Consider the following 15,387-nt stretch of genomic DNA (forward strand, 5'->3'; position numbering starts at 1 on the left):
GCGGTGGAGCTGATCGGCGATGTGGTCTCCGGCGTGCTGCTGCTGACCGGGGCGGGGTTCTGCCTGGTGAGCGGCATCGGGCTGGTGCGGTTCCCGGACACGGTCTCGCGGCTGCACGCCGCGTCCAAGGCACAGACGTTGGGCCTGCTGCTGGTGGTGCTCGGCGCGGTGTTCCAGACCCCGCTGGGCAAGACGCCGGCGCTGCTGCTGGTGGGCGCGTTCTCCCTGCTCACCGCGCCGGTGACCGGGCATATCGTGGCCCGGATCGCCTACCGGACCGACGCCGTGGAACGCCGCCAGGTCGTCCTCGACGAACTGGCGGCGCGGCTGATCGACGAGCGCGGGCCCGACGAGCGCGGGCCCGACGGGCGGAAAGGCGACGGGCGGGGGCCCGAGGACCGCGAGCCGCCGCCGACCGGCGGAACGTGAACGCCGTGATCAGAGCCGGGCCGTCACAAACTGCTCGAAGCCCTGGACGCAGGCGCCGCAGTGGCTCTCGTGCACCACGCCCTCGCACAGCTCGGGCCGGGTGCCGCCGTCCGGACGCGCCATGTGCTTGCCACACAGCGCGACGAAACTGGCCTTCGGGGTGACATGCCAGTTCCGGTGACCCTGCGCGTTCACTTCGGCTCGCATCTCATGCATCGCGGAGCATCCTCTCGGCGGTTCCTCGGGTTCTTCGACTGATGTGCCCCTGCTCCTGCGGGCCGGCCGGCGGTGGGACCACCGCTTCGCCTCGCCCAGGTGGCAACGTCTCTTAAACCGTGACATAGGTGACCAATGATCGCCTGTTGGGAGGAGTCGCCCGGCGGCGGTCCGGGCGTGGCGCGGGAGGATGGAGGTCTTCCGGCGGAACGAGGAAACGGGGTGGCCATGGGGCGTGCGGACCATGAACAACGCTGGTGGATCGGCGAGTTGGCGGACCGCTTCGGGCTGGCGCCGCATGTGCTGCGGCACTGGGAGGAACGCGGTCTGCTCAGCCCTGCGGAACGGGTCGCCGGCCGCCGGCGCTACGGGCCGGCGCAGGTCGCGACCGTCGCCACCATCGTGCGGGGCCGCGCCGCCGGGCTCGGCCTCGACCAGCTGCGCGAGCTGCTGCACGCGCCGGACGGCGCGGCGCGGCGCGTGGTGCTCGCCGAGCACCACGCGGAACTGGAGCGGCGCCGCCGCGCCATCGAGGCCACCCAGGCGCTGCTGGCGCATGTGCTGGAGTGCGAGGCCGAGGACTTCCTCACCTGCCCCACCTACCGCCACCTGGCCGCCGAGCCCGCCGGCGCGGGGCCCGCCGGCGCCCGGGGCGCCGCCGGGCAACTTCCCCCGGGCGCCGGCCCGGTGGCGGGCTGATCCGCCCTCCGCCCCGGCCACGCCCGGGGCGGAGGATCGACCGGAGTAGCCCCCCTCACCCCCGCACCGGGTGGAGGGCCGCGCTGGTGCGGAGCGCCACGCGGCGGCCGTGGGCCGTGCCGTCCTCCACGCGGCGGTGTTCGTCGACGATCGCCGACAGCGGCCGGACCGTCGCCCGGCGGGAGGACAGCCTGCCGAGGGCCAGCAGCCGGTTGACGCCGGCCGCCGCCTCGGCCAGCTCGTCCACCGTCGCGTTGGAGATCACGAAGCCGCGCACCGTCAGGTCGTTTCGGTAGAACGCCCCGACCGGCAGCGTCGGCCGGGTGCCCGCCCCGGCCAGCAGCACCAACCGGCCGCGCCGCGCCAGCAGTTCGACCGCCCAGGCCAGGTCGTTGCGCCCGGCCGCGTCCACCACCAGGCCCACGCCGTCCGGCGCCGCCCTGGCCAGCGCCCCGGTCAACGCCGGGTCCCGGTAGTCGAGCACTTCGGCCGCGCCCAGCGCCCGGCAGTGGTCGGCGTCCGCCGCGCGGGCCAGCGCCAGCACCCGCGCGCCCGCCTCGGCGGCGAAGGTGACGACGGCGCCGCCCACGTTCCCCGCAGCGCCGACCACCACCACCGTCTCGCCCGGGCGCAGCCGCCCGTGGCGGAAGAGCGCCAGCCAGGCCGTCGCGCCCGGGTGCAGCACGGTCACCGCCGTCGTCGGGTCGACGCCGGCCGGCAGCCGGTAGAGCCGGTCGGCCGGCACCACCGCGTACTGCGCGGCCGCGCCCTGCCGGCCGTCGTGCCCGAGGCTGTTGGTCCACACCGGCTCGCCGGCGGTGAATCCGGCGCCCTCGCCGGCCTCGGCGACCGTGCCCACCGCGTCCCTGCCCAGCACCAGCGGCAGCGGCACCGGGGTGACGAAGGCACCCGAACGCACCAGCGCGTCCACCGGGTTGACGGTGGTCAGCTCCACCCGCACCAGCACGTCCGTCGGCCCCGGGGCGGGCCGGGGCAGCAGGCCGAGCCGGATCTCGCCCGGGGGCCCGAGCCGTTCCACAAACGCCGCTTCCATGGACCCGATGCTGCCAGCCCGGGCGGCTCCCGACTCGCGCCAGGGGGGCAACCAGGTGAGGATCTTCCCATTCCGCGCTTTTCGCCCCCCGAGGAACGAAGGGCGCGGCAACGGGCAGCGGACGCGAGGGAAGGAACACCGTCCATGGGCGTGCGGACCTGGATTCAGGACTGGCCGGTCTACCGACAGCTGGCCGGGCAGGACCCGCGCGGGGCCGCCGCCCGTTCCCCCGGCACCGAGGCGCTGCGCGCCCGCACCGAGACAGCCGACCGGGTGGTCGACTCCATCTGCCCGTACTGCGCGGTCGGTTGCGGCCAGCGGATCTTCGTGAAGGACGAGAAGATCACCCAGATCGAGGGCGACCCCGCCTCCCCGGTCAGCCGGGGCCGGCTCTGCCCCAAGGGCGCCGCCACCCGCCAGCTGGTCACCTCGGCCACCCGCGAGGACCAGGTGCTCTACCGGCCGCCCCACGCCACCGAGTGGCAGCCGTTGGACCTGGACACCGCGATGGACATGATCGCCGACCGGGTGATCGCCACCCGCCGCGCCACCTGGTGCTGGGAGAGGGACGGCCAGCGCGTCGCGCACACCCTGGGCATCGCCAGCCTGGGCGGCGCCGTGCTGGACAACGAGGAGAACTACCTCCTCAAGAAGCTCTTCACCGGCCTCGGCATCGTCTCCGTCGAGAACCAGGCCAGGCTCTGCCACTCCTCGACCGTCGCGGGCCTGGGCACCTCCTTCGGCCGGGGCGGCGCCACCACCTTCATGCAGGACCTCCAGAACTCCGACTGCGTGGTGATCCAGGGCTCCAACTTCGCCGAGGCGCACCCCGTCGGCTTCCAGTGGGTGATGGAGGCCAAGGCGCGCGGCGCCACGATCGTCCACGTCGACCCGCGGTTCACCCGCACCAGCGCGCTGGCCGACCTGCACGTGCCCATCCGCGCCGGCAGCGACATCGCGTTCCTCGGCGGCCTGATCCGCCATGTCCTGTTCGAGGAGCGGGACTTCAGGGAGTATGTGCTGGCCTACACCAACGCGGCCACCCTGGTCGGCGAGGAGTTCCGCGACACCGAGGACCTCGACGGGCTGTTCTCCGGGCTCGACCCCGAGCAGGGCGTCTACGACCCGGCGAGCTGGGCCTACCAGGGCACCACCGTGCGCGCCCCCACCGGCAGCCCCAGCGCCCAGCCGCACGACGGGATCGCCGTCGAACACCGCGCCGCCGGCTCCGAGTCGCACGGCTCCGGCGGCCAGGACGTGCCGCCCGACCCCGAGCGCGACGAGACGCTGCGCCACCCCCGCTGCGTCTACCAGATCCTCCGCCGCCACTACGCCCGCTACACCCCCGAGATGGTGGAACGGGTCACCGGCGTGCCCCGCGCGACGTTCCTCCAGGTCGCCGAAGCGCTCACCGCCAACTCCGGGCCCGACCGCACCAGCGCCTTCGTCTACGCCGTCGGCTGGACCCAACACACCGTCGGCGCCCAGTACATCCGCGCCGCCAGCGTGCTCCAGCTGCTCCTCGGCAACATCGGCCGGCCCGGCGGCGGCATCCAGGCGCTGCGCGGCCACGCCAGCATCCAGGGATCGAGCGACATCCCCACCCTGTTCAACCTCCTGCCCGGCTACCTGCCGATGCCGCGCGCCACCACCCACCCCGACCTGGACTCCTTCGTGGAGACCGTCCGCACCCACAAGGGCTACTGGGCCGAGACCCGCGCCTACCTGGTGAGCCTGCTCAAGGCGTACTACGGGGACGCGGCAACGCCAGAGAACGACTTCTGCTTCGACCACCTGCCGCGTATCACCGGCTCCCACAGCACCTACGACACGGTGCTCGCCCAGCTCGACGGCGACTGCAAGGGCTACTTCCTGCTCGGCGAGAACCCGGCCGTCGGCTCGGCCAACGCCCACCTGCAACGCCTCGGCATGGCCAACCTCGACTGGCTGGTGGTCCGCGACTTCCAACTGATCGAGTCCGCGACCTGGTGGCGCGACGGGCCCGAGGTCGCCACCGGCGAGCTGTCCCCCGAGACCTGCGCCACCGAGGTCTTCTTCCTGCCGGCCGCCGCGCACACCGAGAAGTCCGGCTCGTTCACCAACACCAACCGCTGGCTCCAGTGGCACCACGCCGCCGTCGAGCCGCCCGGCGACGCGCGCAGCGACCTGTGGTTCGCCTACCACCTCGGCGCCCGCATCCGCGCCAAGCTCGCCGACTCCACCGACCCGGCCGACCGGCTCTTCCTCGACCTGGCCTGGGACTACCCGCTGGAGGGCGAACTCGCCGAGCCCGTCGCCGCCTCGGTGCTCGCCGAGATCAACGGGCGCGGCCCCGACGGCGCCCCGCTCTCCGCCTCCACCCAGCTGCGCGACGACGGCTCCACCTCCTGCGGCTGCTGGATCTACTGCGGCGTCTACGCCGACGGCGTCAACCAGGCCGCCCGCCGCCGCCCGCACACCGAACAGGACTGGATGGCCGCCGAGTGGGCCTGGTCCTGGCCGGCCAACCGCCGCATCCTCTACAACCGCGCATCGGCCGCGCCCGACGGCCGGCCCTGGAGCGAGTCCAAGGCCCTCGTCTGGTGGGACGAGACCGCCGGCCGCTGGACCGGCCACGACGTGCCCGACTTCGTGCCGGGGCTGCGGCCCGACCATGTGCCGGAGCCCGGCGCCGAGGGCGTCGCCGCGCTGCGCGGCGACGACGCGTTCGTGATGCAGGGCGACGGCAAGGGCTGGCTCTACGCCCCGGCCGGGCTGACCGACGGGCCCCTGCCCACCCACTACGAGCCGCAGGACTCCCCGTTCCGCAACGCCCTGCACGGCGAACACCCGCGCTCCCCGGTCCGGTTGACCTATCCGCGCCCCGGCAACCTCTACCACCCCTCGGGCGACGAGCCGGGCGCGGCGGTCTTCCCGTTCGTGGTGACCACCTACCGGCTGACCGAGCACTTCACCGCCGGCGGGATGACCCGCTGGTCGCCGTATCTGGCGGAACTCCAGCCGGAGTTCTTCTGCGAGGTCTCGCCCGAACTGGCCGCCGAACGCGGCCTCGAACACCGAGGTTGGGCCACCGTGGTCACCGCGCGCGGCGCGGTCGAGGCGCGGGTGATGGTGACCGCGCGGATGGCGCCGCTGCGCGCCGAGGGCCGCACCGTGCACCAGATCGGGCTGCCCTACCACTGGGGCCCCAACGGCTACGCCACCGGCGACGCGGCCAACGAGCTGTCCGCGATCGCCCTCGACCCCAACGTGCACATCCAGGAGGTCAAGGCGCTCTCCGCCGATATCCGCCCCGGCCGCCGCCCCCGGGGCCCGGCCCTGCTCGACCTGCTCGACGACTACCGCCGCAGGGCGGGCGTCACCACCGCGACCGGCACGGAGGTCTGACCGTTGACCACGTTCCCCACCGAGTCCCCCGCCGACCGACAGCCCCCCAGGGTGGGCTTCTTCACCGACACCTCCGTCTGCATCGGCTGCAAGGCGTGCGAGGTGGCGTGCAAGGAGTGGAACCTGGTGCCCGAGGACGGCCTCACGCTCACCGGGATGAGCTACGACAACACCGGCGAGCTGGGCGCCTCCACCTGGCGCCATGTCGCGTTCATCGAGCAGACCAAGCCGCTCGGCGGGCAGCAGGCGCACCAACCGCACGAGGACCTGGACGTGTTGGCGCTCGCCGCCCGTGGCTCGGCCACGCCGGTCGACGAGGCCGCGATGACGCCGACCACGCCCGGGCCGCCCACCGCCGACGGGCGCACCGAGCTGCGCTGGCTGATGTCATCCGACGTGTGCAAGCACTGCACCGAGGCGGCCTGCCTCGACGTCTGCCCCACCGGCGCGCTGTTCCGCACCGAGTTCGGCACCGTCGTCGTCCAGCAGGACGTCTGCAACGGCTGCGGCTACTGCGTGCCGGCCTGCCCGTTCGGCGTGATCGAGCAACGCCCGGGCGACGGGCGGGCGTTCAAGTGCACCCTCTGCTACGACCGGCTGGGCGCCGGCCTCGAACCGGCCTGCGCCAAGGCGTGCCCCACCGAGTCCATCCAGTTCGGGCCGCTGGACGAGCTGCGGGAACGGGCCGAGCGCCGGGTCGCCCAACTCCACGAGGGCGGCGTGCCGGACGCCCGGCTCTACGGGCACGACCCGGACGACGGGGTGGGCGGCGCCGCCGCGTTCTTCCTGCTGCTGGACGAGCCGGAGGTCTACGGGCTGCCGCCCGACCCGAAGGTCACCACCCGCGACCTGCCCACCATGTGGCGGCACGCCGCGCTGGCCGCCCTCGCCCTGTTCGGCGGGCTGGCCGCCGCCCACCGGATGTCTCGGATGTCCCGGCTGTCCCGGGCGTCCCGCGTCACCAGCGTCACCAGCGCCACGAGGAGGAAGCGATGAGCGAGGCACGTGTCACCCGCGAGGGGCTGGAGGGCGTCCACCCCGGGCGCGAGGCCCGGTTCGGCAACGGTCTCGACAACGGTCTCGACGGCGAGGCGGCGCTGGCCGGCCGCCGGCAGCGGGAGCGGCGGATGGTTCCGCAGGCCGAGTTCACCTCCTACTACGGGCGGCCGGTGCTCAAGGTGCCGGCCTGGGAGGCCCGCGACATCGCCGGCTACATGTTCCTCGGCGGGCTCGCCGGCGCCGGCTCCACGCTGGCCGCCGCAGCGCAGCTCACCGGACGGCCGGGCACCGCGCGGGCGTTGAAGCTCAGCTCGCTGGGCGCGATCTCGCTCTCCACCGTCGCGCTGGTCCACGACCTGGGGCGGCCGGCGCGGTTCCTCAACATGCTGCGGGTCGCCAAGCCGACCTCGCCGATGAGCGTCGGGTCCTGGCTGCTGGCCGGCTACGGCCCGGCGGCCGGGCTGGCGGCGGCCAGCGCGGCGACCGGGCTGCTGCCGCGCCTGGGCACGACGGCGACGCTGGCGGCCGGCGGCCTCGGGCCCGCCATCGCGACCTACACCGGGGTGCTGCTCGCGGACACCGCCGTGCCCGCGTGGCACGAGGGGCACCGCGAACTCCCGTATGTCTTCGCCGCGTCGGCGGCGACGGCGGCCGCCGGCATGGCGCTGCTGGCCGGGCCGCGCGGCGAGAACGGGCCGGCGCGGCGGGTCGCCGCGCTGGCCACGGGCGCGGAGCTGCTGGCGCTGCGGTCGATGGTGATCAGCGCGGGGCACGCCGGGGAGCCGTACCGGACCGGGCGGCCTGGGCGGCTGCTCACCACGGCGCGGCGGCTGGCCGTGCTCGGCACGGCGGGCGCGGCGCTGTTCGGGGGCCGGAGCCGTGCGGCGGCCGCGCTGAGCGGTGCGGCGCTGGTGGCGGCGTCGGCGGCGACCCGCTTCGCGATCTTCCACGCGGGGATCGCGTCGGCGCGGGACCCGAAGTACACGGTGCTGCCGCAGCGGTTGCGGCTGCGGGCGACGAGTGTGCGGCCGGGCGGGGATGGTGCGGGAGCGGACGGCGGTGCGGGGCCGGTGCCCGGGCCGGAGGCTGCGGGGTAGTGGCGCGGGCCTCGCTGTCGCCCCCCGCGACGTCCCCGGCGTCAACCGTCCGGAACGCGACGCGGTTGGTTCCGCCGTCCGCGCTGTAGGACGAGCTGCGCCGGTGGCTCCGCGTGGCGGGGAGGTCGGGCGGGGAGGTCGGGCGGGGCGTTGGCCCGTGGACCGATCGGTCCGGCATGGGCGTGGGCATGATGCGGCGCGCACGGCCAGGACGGCGTGGCTCTGGGAGGCTGGGGCCATGGAGTTGACCGAGTTGACGCTGGTGGACGGGCCGGAGCTGCGGCGGCGGGTGCCGATGGCGCGGGCCGTCGCGGCGCTGGCCGAGGCGCTGCGCGGGGGGCTCGACCCGGAGCGGGACGTGCCCCGGGCGGCCGTCGAAGTCCCGGCGGGGCAACTGCTGTTGATGCCGTCCGCCGGCGCCCGGCATGTCGGCGTGAAGGTCGCCGGGGTGGCGCCGGGCAACCCGGCGCGCGGCCTGCCCCGGATCGTCGCGTCCTATCTGCTGCTGGACGCCGCCACGTTGCGCCCGGTGGCGCTGCTCGACGGCTCGGCGCTGACCGCGCTCCGCACGCCGGCCGTCTCGGCCGTGGCCGTGGACCGGCTCGCCGAGCCCGGGGCCGGGCGGCTGGTTGTCTTCGGCACGGGGCCGCAGGCGTGGGGGCACATCGAGGCACTGCGGGTGGTGCGCCCGCTGACCTGGGTCGGGGTGGTGGGCCGAACTCCGGAACGGGCGGCGGAGTTGGTGCGGCGCTGCCGGGAGGTGGGGCTGGCCGCCGAGGCCGTCCCGGCGGGGGCGGTCGCGGACGCCGACCTGGTGGCCTGCTGCACGTCGGCGCGGGAGCCGCTGTTCGACGGGCGGGCCGTGCCGGCGCACGCGACCGTGGTGGCGATGGGCTCCCACGAGCCGACCGCCCGCGAGGTGGACACGGCGCTGGTGCGCCGGGCGACCGTGGTGGTCGAGGCCCGCGCGGCCGCGCTGCGGGAGGCGGGGGACCTGTGCGTCCCGCTGGCTGCGGGCGAGGTGACGGAGGCGGTCATCGCCGGCAACCTCGCCGAACTCGTACGCGGCGAGGTCCCGTTGGCCCCGGACCGGCCCCGCCTCTTCAAGGGCGTCGGCATGTCCTGGCAGGACCTGACGGTGGCCACCGAGGCGGTGGGGTGAGGAGGCCCCCGAACCCCTCGGGGGCCGGGCCGGCCGTCGTCAGGCAGGGGGGTCCAACTCCCGCTGGGCCTCAAACAGGTTGACCGGGTCGGCGGCCGAGGGGGTGCCGTAGGACTCCAGGCGGGTGTGGAGTTCGCCGGGGAAGTCGGGCTCGTCGATCTGCCCGAACTCCTCGACCTCGCTGATGGCCACCGTGGCGCTGTACGGCGCCAGTTCGTCGATCCTGATCATGCCGGCGCGGCCGTTGGTCACCGTGACGTTCCAGTGGGTGAAGCGGGCGCCGAAGAGGGGGCCGGCCGTGGCGTCGCCGCCGTGGGCGCCGTTGTTGTTGACGACGATCTCCGTGCGGACGTTGGCGAAGGGTGAGCCCCGGTGGGAGTCGAAGGTGCCCATCTCCATCGTGCCGCGCGACCAGACGTTGTGGCTGGACAGCCCCTCGACGTTGATCCCGTGCAGCGAGGCGTTGGGCGATCCCGAGGTGGCCGCGCGGATCGTGAAGTCCTCGACGAGGTTGTCGTGAGAGCCCTCGCGGCAGGCGTACGGGTGGTGGCTGTCCCGCCCGGAGACGGTGGTGCGGCGCAGGGTGCAGCCCTTCGCGGCGACCAGCAGGAAGCCGTTGTCGGCGTGGGTGACCTCGACGTCGTCCACCCAGCAGTCCCAGGCGCACTGGAGCGCCACCCCGTTGAAGCCGGGGTTCAACAGGTGCTGGGAGATCGGCACCTCGGGGCAGCGCAGGGTGAGCCCCTCCACGCCGGCGCCGAGCAACGGCCGGACCAGCGTGGTGAGTTGAGGCTCCCACTCGGGCCTGGCGTCCAGCGGCAGCGGCCGGTCCAGGGTGACGGTGCCGGCGTCGTGGTCGACGGCGGCCAGTCGGCAGGGCCACTCGTGGGGAACGTAGCTGGTCAGCTTGGTGCACGACGCCCAGTCGTAGTCGGCGGTGCCCGGCACCTCGCCCGACAGGTGGGCGAGCAGGGTGTGGTCCGCGTCGTCGGACAGCCGCAGCAGCACCCGGTCGCCCTCGGCAAGACCAGAGGTGTCGGCGACGGGCACGGTCCAGTCGCCGCGCGTCGCCGGGCCGAGCGCGGTCAACGGCTCGAACGCGTCGCGGACGTTGCCGGTCCAGCCCTCGAACGGCCAGTCGCGGGCGCGGATGGCGTCGGTCAGCGACTGCCAACGGTCCTTCGGGCACAGCCAGATGAGGCCGCCGCCCCAGGACCAGCTGGACTTGTCGCCGCCGTAGCGGCTGCCGTAGGGCCCGACGAGGTCGGTGAGGTGGCGGGTCGCCTCGATGACGGTGGCGCCGCTGCCCTCGCCGCGCAGCACCACGCCGTCGGCGCCGATGTGCAGCAGCCCGTCGATCCGGTAGTGCCCGGCCGGCAGCAGCACCGCGCCGCCGCCCGCCTCGGCCGCCGCGTCGAGCGCGGCCTGGATGGCGGGGGTGGCGTCGGCGGCGCCCTCGGGGTCGGCGCCGAAGTCCAGTGCGCTGGCGACGACTTCGGGCCGGGGCAGCTCGCGGGCGCCGCCGAAGGCGCCGGCCCGTCCCACATACGGAATCTGCGGGTGGCGGTACGGGTCGGCGGCGTACTCCGCCCAGAGCGCGGCGGCGTCGGCGGTGCCGACGGAACTCGCACCAAGGGCCCTGGCCGGTGCGCTGGTCACGGCGCCGACACCCACGGCGGCGGTGAGGGAAGCGGCTCCGCCGAGCAGGGTGCGGCGGCTGATGCCCGGCATCTCATCCTCCATGTATGTGAACGCATTTCAGGTATGTGTTCGTGATTCCCGTGAGGATGACACGCCCGGCCGGACGACGGAAGACGGGCGGCCTCCCGGAACTCTCCGGAAGGCCGCCCGTTCCCAGAAACGGAGGCCCGGGGGAGGCAGAGCGCGGCCTCCCCCGGCCCCTGGGTCACCGTTCCCGACCGGCCGTCACTCCTCGCCGCCGGGGCCGCCGTTGATCACGAACTGGGAGCCCGGCTCGACCACCACGTCGCCGTCGGCCATGTTGCTGATGGTGACGTCGCTGAGGTTGGCGCTGCCGCGCGCCCCGCCCATGGCCAGGATGCCGGCGCCGTTGAGCGAGCCGTCGATGGTCACGTTGGAGATGTCGACCTCGGGCACCGCGCCGCCACCCGACTTGAACTGGATGCCGTCATAGGTGGAGTCGTAGATCTCGGTGTCCCGGATGGTGACACCCGTGATGTCCTTGCCCGCCGCGAAGAGGGTGATCGCGCCGAACTCCTGCGCCTCGCCCCAGAACGCGCCGCCGGTGCGGTGCAGCGTGTTGCCCGAGATCAGGGTCTCGCCGGAGAACGGCAGCGGGTCGTGGTCGGTGGCCAGCATGATCCCGGGGTAGTTCATGGTGTCCGAGATCTCGTTGCCCTCGACGACGTTGCCGTAACCGCCGTAGATCGCCACGCCGTTGGCCCGCCAGGGCAGCTGGATGGTGTTGTTGGCGAACGTGTTGCTGTGGGTGACGTCGACGTTGGGGTCCTGCACCCTCGGGTTGGCCCAGATCGCCAGCGAGTCGTCGCCGGTGTTCCGGAACGAGGAGTTGGTCACCGAGGAGTTGCGGGTGCCGTTGGTGAAGTTGATGCCGTCCGCGTAGGTGTTGCGGATGCGGACGTCGTTGAACTCCAGGCCGTCGGCCGGGCCCCACAGCTCGGGGATGTTGTCCAGGTCGCGGCCGACCCAGACGCCGACGTTGGCGTGCTCGATCCACACCCGGTTGATCGAGGTGCCCTCGCCGAACCGGCCGTTGAGGCCGACGCCGCCCTCCTGGTCGGCGTTGTTGCCCCTGATGGTGCCGGAGCCGAAGATCGCGATGTCCGAGATCTGGGTGTTGGAGTCGATGTCGAAGCCGAAGTTGCCCTCGTGCGGGTGGTTGATCCCGCCCGCCTCGTGCGGCGGGATCAGCGAGTAGAGCTGGGAGTGCCACATGCCGGCGCCCCTGACGTCCACGTCCCGGATGCCGACCTGGTTGTACTGGCCGCGGTCCTCCGGGTCGTCGGTCAGGATCTTCTGCTCCTGCCGCCACTGGCCCTCGGGAATCCAGACGCACTCGATCTCGCCGTTCTGGTCGGCGGTGACGGCGGCCTGGAGCGCCTCGGTGTCGTCCTCGCCGTCGTCGGGCACCGCGCCGTACTCGGTGATCGAGGTGCACTCGGCCGGCTGCTCGGCGGGCGGCGCGACCTCCTCCAGGTCGATCAGGTCGACGATGTAGAACTCGGCGGCGTCGTCCGCGTCGCGCTGGAGCCGGAACGTGGAGCCGGCCGGGTAGGTCTCGTCGAGCAGCAGGTGCGACTCGTCGAAGAGGCGGCGGGCGTCGCCGCCGGGCGTGTTGGTCAGGCCCTCGGGGTCGTCGGTGGTGCCGTAGAGCCAGCTGTGCTTGGAGGAGAGGGTCAGCTTCTCGACGAAGGTGTCGTTGACGTAGAGGCTCAGGGTCTCCTCGATGCCGCCGCCGCCCGGCGCGTCCGGGATGGAGTTGCGGACCACGATGGAGTTCGAGGCGTTGGTCGAGGTGAACTCGACATAGTCGCCGGTCGCGTCGAGCTGCACGGACTGGCGGCCCGAGGACTCGGTGCCGAAGTTGGTGTGGCCGAAGGTGCGTTCGGGATCGGCCTCCAGCAGGGTCCCCTGGTAGTCGGCGTCCTCCGCCTCGTACTCGACATACGGGAGCGTGGCGCCGCTCGCCTCGGCTGCCGGGCTGACCTCGGTGGCGTCACCCGCCGACTCGGGCGGGGCGTCCTCGGAGGCGTTGGCGGTGAGCGGGACCAGCCCCACCGCTACCAGGCCGGCCAGGGACACGCCGCTGACCAGCCGCCAGCTGCGTTGCTTCCTTTTCATTGGGTGTCCTCTGTTCTGTGGGGGACGACAGAGAGTGCGCCCGGGTCGGTGTGGGCCCCGGGGCCGTCGAGGCGAGGCGAGAGGGGACCCCGCCATGAGACTGCCGCGAACTTGCAGATCCAACGCAAGTAATTGAGTTGTGTTCGTCGATCTCTTGCGCTCTGGGGTCAGAGTTTTCGCGCATGTCATGGGTTTGTCAACGGTTCGCGCACGGACCCGTGGTGGGGCGGCACCCGGCGCGGGCGGCGCGACGGGGCGTGTGGGGACATGGCGGGGGCCTGGCGCGGGCGCCGGCGATTGCCTTGAGTGCGCTCCAACCCTCTAGCCTGGGCGCCCTCAACGCCGGGAACGATCAAGCGAGTCGATCGGGCGAGTCGATCACGGGAGGGTGCTGTGCGGTACACGCGACTGGGCGCGACGGGCCTGGAGGTCTCCGAGATCTGCCTGGGCTGCATGAGCTTCGGGGTGCCCGAACGCGGCCCACACCCCTGGTCGTTGGACGAGGAGACCAGCCGGCCACTGATCCGGCAGGCCATCGAGGCCGGGATCACGTTCTTCGACACGGCCAACGTCTACTCCGACGGCACCAGCGAGGAGATCACCGGCCGCGCCCTGGCCGACTTCGCCCGCCGCGACGAGGTCGTCATCGCCACCAAGGTCTTCGGCCGGATGCGCCCCGGGCCCAACGGCGCCGGCCTGTCCCGGAAGGCGATCCTCGCCGAGATCGACCACAGCCTGCGCCGCCTGGGCACCGACTATGTCGACCTCTACCAGATCCACCGCTTCGACCCCGACACCCCCATCGACGAGACGATGGAGGCGCTGCACGACGTGGTGAAGGCCGGCAAGGCCCGCTACCTCGGCGCCTCCTCCATGCCCGCCTGGCAGTTCGCCAAGGCCCAGTTCACCGCCGAGCGCCACGGCTGGACCCGCTTCGTCTCCATGCAGAACCACTACAACCTGATCTACCGCGAGGAGGAGCGGGAGATGCTGCCGCTCTGCGCCGACCAGGGCGTGGGCGTCATCCCCTGGTCCCCGCTCGCGCGCGGCCGGCTGACCCGTCCCTGGGACGAGGCGGCCACCGCCCGTTCCGCCACCGACGTGATGACCGGCGTCCTCTACCAGCCGGGCGACCGGCAGATCGTGGAACGGGTGCTGGAGATCGCGGAACGGCGCGAAGTGCCGCCCGCCCGCGTCGCGTTGGCCTGGGTCCAGGCCAACCCGACCGTCACCGCGCCGATCGTCGGCGCCACCGCCGCCCGCCACATCGAGGACGCCGTCGCCGCCACCGAGCTGACCCTCACCGAGAAGGAGATCGCGCGGCTCAACGAGCCCTACACCCCGCACGCCGTGGCCGGCGTCGAGGTCCCGCTGCGCTGAGCGGGCGGCGCCCCGGGGCGGCCATGCCGCGCGACGCGCGCCGGCTGTCGCCGCCCCCCGCCGCCACCCCGCCGCCGGGTGCGAACCGTCGTTGACGGCCCCGGGTCGGGTGGCCGGATCTCGATCTTTGACGGGGTCCTGACAACGCGTAGCATCGCGAGCCCCTTCGCGAGCCCGAGCCCACCCGACCCCCGAAAGGAACCCCATGGCCATGAGCGGTGGAAAGCCCAGCAGGAGAAGGGTCCTCGCCCTCGGCGGGGCCGGTGCCATCTCAGCCGCCGGCCTCCTCGGCGCCGCCGGCGAGGCGAGCGCCGTCGGCGAGGCGAGCGCCGCGACCGCCTGGAAGCGCCTGGTCGTCGTCACCGCCAACGTCGGGCGCGCGAACCTCGGACAGCGGGAGCGCGCCATCCGCGACGTCCGCGACGCGGTGACGATCGACGGCGCACGCACCACGCCGCTCGTCGGCTGGCAGGAGATCGGCGAGGGCGACGGCGACGGCCGGGAACCCGGCTGGATCGAGCGGCACTTCGCGGCCGGCTACCGCAACCTCTACCTGCGCCACAGCGTGGCGGAGCGGGTGCCGATCTCGGTTCCCCCCGCCTACCGGGTCCTCCAGCAGCGGGTCACCCGCGTGCACGGCGGGAAGGCCGGCGTCTCGCCCCACCGCGTGATCACCGAGGCCGTGCTGGAGCGGGTGGACACCCCGGGCCTGCGCTTCGTCCTCGCCAACACCCACTATGTCGCCGGCGCCTGGAACGGGCGGGAGGACCCCCACGAGGGCTGGCGCGACGACATGTGGGGGCGGCACTTCCGAGCGCACCGCGACGACGTGCTGGGCCACTGGCGGTCGTTGGGCTACCCGGTGATCTGGACCGGCGACGTGAACCGCACCCCGATGCCGCTGCTGCTGCCGAACCACGAGAAGCGGGCGTTCGGCGGCGGCATCGACCAGATCGGCTGGGTGCCCGGCACCAACGGCACCCAACTGCGGCTGCGGTGGACGAAGGTCGTCCCGATGCACGTGGACGGCCATGACGCGCGGGTCGCCGTCCTCCAGGTCCGGAAGGTCTGACCCGCGCCGCCGGCCCACGACGTCGCGCTATAACCCTGTAACGATCACC

12 protein-coding genes are annotated in these 15,387 nt (G+C 73.6%); 8 read left to right on the forward strand and 4 right to left on the reverse strand.

What is annotated here, in order from left to right; all coding sequences use genetic code 11:
• Nucleotides 1-3: 3 nt before the first annotated feature.
• Nucleotides 4-429 (forward strand): monovalent cation/H(+) antiporter subunit G, encoded by a 426-nt coding sequence (gene mnhG / locus FH609_RS28500; RefSeq protein WP_139674556.1) that lies wholly within the window; start codon nucleotides 4-6, stop codon nucleotides 427-429.
• 9 nt (nucleotides 430-438) lie between these two features.
• Here mnhG and FH609_RS28505 read toward each other — a convergent pair whose 3' ends face one another.
• The gene (locus FH609_RS28505; protein ID WP_122183468.1) at nucleotides 439-645 is read right to left on the reverse strand and encodes a hypothetical protein; all 207 of its coding nucleotides are present in this window, start codon (nucleotides 643-645) and stop codon (nucleotides 439-441) included.
• 228 nt (nucleotides 646-873) lie between these two features.
• On the opposite strand from FH609_RS28505, the gene FH609_RS28510 reads away from it, so the two are divergent.
• Nucleotides 874-1,344 carry a MerR family transcriptional regulator gene (locus tag FH609_RS28510; RefSeq protein ID WP_139674560.1) on the forward strand — a complete coding sequence of 157 codons (471 nt, stop codon included), beginning with the start codon at nucleotides 874-876 and terminating at the stop codon, nucleotides 1,342-1,344.
• A 55-nt stretch (nucleotides 1,345-1,399) separates the two neighbouring features.
• Here FH609_RS28510 and FH609_RS28515 read toward each other — a convergent pair whose 3' ends face one another.
• Entirely contained in the window at nucleotides 1,400-2,398 is a 999-nt protein-coding gene (locus tag FH609_RS28515) for an alcohol dehydrogenase catalytic domain-containing protein (protein WP_139674562.1), read from the reverse strand.
• Nucleotides 2,399-2,542: 144 nt separating this feature from the next.
• Here FH609_RS28515 and fdh point away from each other — a divergent pair, with 144 nt between their 5' ends.
• From fdh to FH609_RS28535, 4 genes are all read left to right on the forward strand, one after another.
• The gene (gene fdh, locus FH609_RS28520) at nucleotides 2,543-5,785 is read left to right on the forward strand and encodes a formate dehydrogenase (protein WP_139674565.1); all 3,243 of its coding nucleotides are present in this window, start codon (nucleotides 2,543-2,545) and stop codon (nucleotides 5,783-5,785) included.
• Nucleotides 5,786-5,788: 3 nt separating this feature from the next.
• A complete protein-coding gene (locus tag FH609_RS28525) occupies nucleotides 5,789-6,781 on the forward strand; it encodes a 4Fe-4S dicluster domain-containing protein (RefSeq protein WP_139674568.1) in 993 nt (330 codons plus the stop codon).
• Nucleotides 6,778-7,881 (forward strand): NrfD/PsrC family molybdoenzyme membrane anchor subunit, encoded by a 1,104-nt coding sequence (gene nrfD, locus FH609_RS28530; RefSeq protein ID WP_139674572.1) that lies wholly within the window; start codon nucleotides 6,778-6,780, stop codon nucleotides 7,879-7,881. The genes FH609_RS28525 and nrfD overlap by 4 nt, the downstream gene beginning before the upstream one ends.
• 238 nt (nucleotides 7,882-8,119) lie before the next feature.
• Nucleotides 8,120-9,043, forward strand: coding sequence for an ornithine cyclodeaminase family protein (locus tag FH609_RS28535; protein WP_139674575.1), 924 nt, complete (start codon nucleotides 8,120-8,122; stop codon nucleotides 9,041-9,043).
• A 39-nt stretch (nucleotides 9,044-9,082) separates the two neighbouring features.
• Here FH609_RS28535 and FH609_RS28540 read toward each other — a convergent pair whose 3' ends face one another.
• Together FH609_RS28540 and FH609_RS28545 are read right to left on the reverse strand one after the other, a co-directional pair.
• Nucleotides 9,083-10,774, reverse strand: coding sequence for a glycosyl hydrolase family 28-related protein (locus FH609_RS28540; RefSeq protein ID WP_139674577.1), 1,692 nt, complete (start codon nucleotides 10,772-10,774; stop codon nucleotides 9,083-9,085).
• 195 nt (nucleotides 10,775-10,969) lie between these two features.
• Entirely contained in the window at nucleotides 10,970-12,886 is a 1,917-nt protein-coding gene (locus tag FH609_RS28545) for a right-handed parallel beta-helix repeat-containing protein (protein ID WP_139674580.1), read from the reverse strand.
• A 393-nt stretch (nucleotides 12,887-13,279) separates the two neighbouring features.
• Between FH609_RS28545 and FH609_RS28550 the strand changes: the two genes are divergently transcribed.
• Nucleotides 13,280-14,266 (forward strand): aldo/keto reductase, encoded by a 987-nt coding sequence (locus tag FH609_RS28550; protein ID WP_139674584.1) that lies wholly within the window; start codon nucleotides 13,280-13,282, stop codon nucleotides 14,264-14,266.
• A 211-nt stretch (nucleotides 14,267-14,477) separates the two neighbouring features.
• Entirely contained in the window at nucleotides 14,478-15,338 is an 861-nt protein-coding gene (locus FH609_RS28555; protein WP_139674586.1) for a hypothetical protein, read from the forward strand.
• Nucleotides 15,339-15,387: the final 49 nt, after the last annotated feature.

Source organism: Streptomyces sp. 3MP-14 (assembly GCF_006334905.2).
Taxonomy (GTDB): Bacteria; Actinomycetota; Actinomycetes; order Streptomycetales; family Streptomycetaceae; genus Streptomyces; species Streptomyces triticirhizae.